Origin of the sequence: Pseudophaeobacter sp., assembly GCF_039971195.1 — a bacterium.
Taxonomy (GTDB): domain Bacteria; phylum Pseudomonadota; class Alphaproteobacteria; order Rhodobacterales; family Rhodobacteraceae; genus Pseudophaeobacter.
In genome coordinates, this window is record NZ_JBDWPJ010000084.1 from 1 (window position 1) to 3218 (window position 3218).

3 protein-coding genes, 2 pseudogenes and 1 riboswitch are annotated in these 3218 nt (G+C 57.8%); of the genes and pseudogenes, 4 read left to right on the forward strand and 1 reads right to left on the reverse strand.

What is annotated here, in order from left to right; translation table 11 throughout:
• Positions 1-526, forward strand: a 526-nt coding sequence (locus ABJP42_RS07300; protein ID WP_348339671.1) for an energy transducer TonB family protein, incomplete at its 5' end; no start/stop codon positions are given.
• 711 nt (positions 527-1237) lie between these two features.
• Here ABJP42_RS07300 and ABJP42_RS07305 read toward each other — a convergent pair.
• Positions 1238-1351: pseudogene (locus ABJP42_RS07305) on the reverse strand (IS5/IS1182 family transposase); the annotation flags it as partial.
• A 43-nt stretch (positions 1352-1394) separates the two neighbouring features.
• Positions 1395-1607, forward strand: a riboswitch (cobalamin riboswitch).
• 102 nt (positions 1608-1709) lie between these two features.
• Here ABJP42_RS07305 and ABJP42_RS07310 point away from each other — a divergent pair.
• The 3 genes and pseudogenes from ABJP42_RS07310 to ABJP42_RS07320 all read left to right on the forward strand — a co-directional run.
• On the forward strand, positions 1710-2066 hold the full coding sequence (locus ABJP42_RS07310) for a DUF1636 family protein (RefSeq protein WP_348339672.1): 357 nt from the start codon (positions 1710-1712) through the stop codon (positions 2064-2066).
• The gene (locus tag ABJP42_RS07315; RefSeq protein WP_348339673.1) at positions 2063-2869 is read left to right on the forward strand and encodes an ABC transporter ATP-binding protein; all 807 of its coding nucleotides are present in this window, start codon (positions 2063-2065) and stop codon (positions 2867-2869) included. The genes ABJP42_RS07310 and ABJP42_RS07315 overlap by 4 nt, the downstream gene beginning before the upstream one ends.
• Positions 2866-3218, forward strand: a pseudogene (locus tag ABJP42_RS07320) (ABC transporter substrate-binding protein); the annotation flags it as partial. The gene ABJP42_RS07315 and the pseudogene ABJP42_RS07320, both read left to right, overlap by 4 nt.

Sequence of the window (3218 nt, forward strand, 5' to 3'; positions counted from 1 at the left end):
GGACGTGGCTGAAACACCCAGTGAAAATGCCCCCTCGGATCTCGCTGTTGCGACCTCTTTGCGCCCGCCGGTTTCACCACGCCGCTCTCCAACAGAGGCTGCGCCGCAAAACGATGGAGCCTCACAGTTCAGCGGGCTCGAGTCGCCCGAACGAATGGAATCACCGCTGAGCGCCTATGGACGCAACCGGACGGATCTGTTCGTGCCGCAAAACAACGGCCAACCCGGCGGAGCCGGCTTCCCGGGGTCCGGTGGCAACGGAAATTCGGATATCACCAACTACGCCGGCCGGGTTCTGGTTCATCTCAACCGCGCGCCATCGGTTCGCGTCTCGCAGCCAGGCAGCGTCAGGGTATTGTTCGCGATCAATCCTGATGGCACCCTGGCCAAGATCGATATTCTGGACAATACAGGCTCAACAGAACTGGCGCGGGCCGCCAAGGCCCAGGTCCGAAACGCTGCTCCATTCCCACGTCCTCCGGACGGCACCCTCCGCAGGCTGTCCTTTGTCTACCGGAGCAACTGATCAAAACCGCGCGCCAGGCGATTTCTGATTGTGACCCATACAAGATCGCCAGGCAACTCGGCGATGGTTTCCAGATCCTGCCAGAACAGACTTTAGTTTCATCTGTTCAGGCAAAACCGTTTCTGACTCAAGTTTTCGGCCCAACAGCGTTTTGTTGACGACAACCACGGGACATTCAAAAGGTTCGATACAGGATCTTCTGCAAGCCTCCGTTTCGCAAAGCCGCCAACAGATGGGTCTTCGATCGAAGTGCGTTACTCGTTCTGACTTGGCGAACGTTCTATTCTTCTTTGCCTCCTCTAAAACTCCCCGTCGCAGCCGTCGCTGTCTGCTCGAACCCCTTTCTGACAGCTCTGCTTTCGGTGCTAGTCCTTGGAGAGGCCGTGACTAGACGCCAATGGTTCTTACGAGAGCCCATCGCCAAGATGAAAGTCCTGTGAATTTAACTTTGGGCGTACATGTACCGTTCATCTTGACTGGCATAACTGTAACGGGCGTTTTGGCGTCCATTGATGTTGGCTCGGCATCGATCCGCGCACACCCATTTCTGCTCGGAAGTTGGGCAGCGGTGGGTTAGGAAGAATGGGCAAAGATGGCGTTCTTGGGCCTATTTTCTGCAGAGCCCTTTTATGATGTCGCTCGCGTCTATCAGATTACACCAGCACAGATCATTGGAACTTTTCACTCCGCCTACCTCGCCTCAGCTGCAGTTTTTTTGGGTGACAGGTTGGAAGCTGTCCGGTGGGCCTTGAGGTAACTCGCGTCGATTGAAATCGTTTTGTGGTCAGGCGCTTCAGCGGCAAGCCCTTCCATGATCCGGGCAAAACACCATAGGGGCACCTCACCCATTGACACAACAAAGAATACACTTCTACAAAGCCGTGATGGTTTTTCCCAGGGTCACTCCGGGAGAATGAAAAGGGAATACGGTGTGGTGTAGCCAATAGGCGCCAAATCCGTGACTGCCCCCGCAACTGTGAGCGGAGAGCATTGCTGCAAAAGCCACTGCCCCAATGGGTGGGAAGGCGCAGCAAGGCCTCGACCCGCGAGTCAGGAGACCTGCCATCACATTATTCACTCAACCCAGGACGGGGAGTCCTGTAGGAGGCTTTGATGGCACATAATACCTGTGGTCTATGGACCGATATCTACTCTCTTTGCGCGCTTGGCTGCGAGGCGAGAGATGGCACAGGACACTGATCACTCCCTATTGATTTGCACCACCTGTCGGGGAGCAAGCGGAGCCAACAGGTTGCGCGCGGCCTTGGCTGCGCGACTTCCGTATCGGATTGCGCTGCGCGGCGTTGACTGCATGGCGGGCTGCGATCGGCCCATCACCGTTGGGCTGCAGGGTCCCGGCAAGACCCAATATCTGTTTGGCGATATCGAAACAGAGGCCGATATCGAGGCGATTGCCAGTTTTGCACGGCAATTCCTGCACAGCACAACCGGCTGGAGCAAGGCCTCGGAGCGGCCGGAGCCCCTGTTCAACAAGACCCTCGCTCGGCTGCCCGCTTTTAATCCGGAGGCCAGGCCATGAAGAAAACGCAGGCCTTTCTCTCTGTCCGTGATCTGGAGTATTTCTCGTTGAGCGGTGACGCCCTGGTTTCAGGCCTGTCCTTTGATTTGCAGCAGGGGGCGATCCTGGCAATTGCCGGGCCCAATGGGGCGGGGAAATCGACCCTGCTGAACCTGCTTTCAGGCACCGAACCCCTAGCGCTGGGGGAGGTTCTGATCGCCGGCTCCAGCCTGCGCAAAATGAAAGCCCGCGACCGGGCGGGGCTGATTGCGCTGGTCAGTCAGAACAGCGCTCCGGACGGGCGGCTGCGGCTGCAGGACTATGTTGCCCTGGGGCAATTGCCCATCGCAGCGCGCAGGTCCGCAGCCCAAAACAATCAGGCCGTTGAGCGTATTCTGGAGCTCACGGGGCTCTCACAAATGACCCAGAAACCTATGGCGCAGCTATCCGGAGGGGAGCGTCAGCGCGCGCATATCGCCCGCGCCCTGGCGCAGGAGCCCGAGTTGTTGTTCCTGGATGAGCCCACCAACCATCTGGACCCGGAAGCCAAGGGACGCATTCTCTCCCTGGTGGCCGCTTTGGGCATCACCGTTGTCATGGTGGTGCATGATCTGGTGATGATCCCGGAGTTTGCCACCCATGCCGCTCTGATGAAATCCACCCGGCTTGTTGCCTTTGGCGCGGCGCGTGATGTGCTCACGCCTGAAAATGTCCAGGCGACCTTTGGCGTTAGCTACCTGAACCTCCCACACGAAGGCCGGATGATCCCGGTGCTCGACATTCGCAAAACAAAGATCCAAAATCTGAAGGAAAACCTACAATGAAATCTCTCTGGTCTGCCGCACTCCTGATTGGCGTGGCAAGCGGTGCCGCCGCCTATGAAGTCAAGGTCGACAACTGCGGCACGCCGCTGGTCTTTGAGACCATGCCGGAACGGCTGGTGGTGCATGATATCAATATGTCGGAAATGGCCTTTGCCCTTGGCCTGCAGGACAGAATGGTTGGGGTCACCGGCATCACCGGCTGGTACAAGACCAGTCCGGAATTCGACGCAGCGCGCGGCGAGATCCCCGAGCTGGCACCAAAATACCCCAGCATTGAAAACCTGGTTTCGGCCTCTGCAGATCTGTTCTTTGCGGGCTGGTACTATGGCATGAAACCCGGCGGTGATGT